1 protein-coding gene is annotated in these 544 nt (G+C 61.9%); it reads left to right on the top strand.

Annotated features, from left to right (window positions below; translation table 11 throughout):
• The coding region (locus POF53_RS25935) for an immunoglobulin-like domain-containing protein (protein WP_254465383.1) at positions 1-544 on the top strand (544 nt) is incomplete at both ends.

The following is a 544-nucleotide window of genomic DNA, read 5'->3' as shown; positions in this document are numbered from 1 at the left end:
GGCGTCAGCGGCGCGGACAACTTCGAGAAACTGACCCTCGGCGACAACACGATCACCACGACCGTGACCGACGAGCCGGGCACTGGCACGCCAGGCACCGACAACCAGGGCGATAAGGTCACCGTCACCATCGTCGGCAAAGGCGATGTCACCGAAGACCAGCAGCCGGCCTTCACCGTCAAGGTCAGCCAGAAGCTGGACCATGACCTGACCGTAACCCTGTCGAATGGCGACAAGGTCGTGATCCCGGCCGGCCAGACCGAAACCGAATACAAGGCCAAGGCCCAGGGCGACGACGTCTTCAAGGACGGCGACACCCTGACCGTCGGCATCACCGATGCCGCCGTTGATGGCAAGGCTTTCGAAAATCTGGAACTGGGCGGCAACGCTTCGGTGCAGATCACCGATACCGTCAGCGAAGTCGTTGCGACACTGACCGCTGACAAGACCACCGTCACCGAAGGTGGCCAGATCACCTACACCGTGACCCTGACCAATGCCCAGGGTCTGCCGGTCAATGGCCATAACGGCCTGACCTTCACCT

The organism is Mitsuaria sp. RG, from assembly GCF_028369275.1.
GTDB lineage: Bacteria > Pseudomonadota > Gammaproteobacteria > Pseudomonadales > Pseudomonadaceae > Aquipseudomonas > Aquipseudomonas peradeniyensis.
Note: the sequence above shows the minus strand (reverse complement) of the source record. Positions and strands in the feature narration are given on the sequence as shown.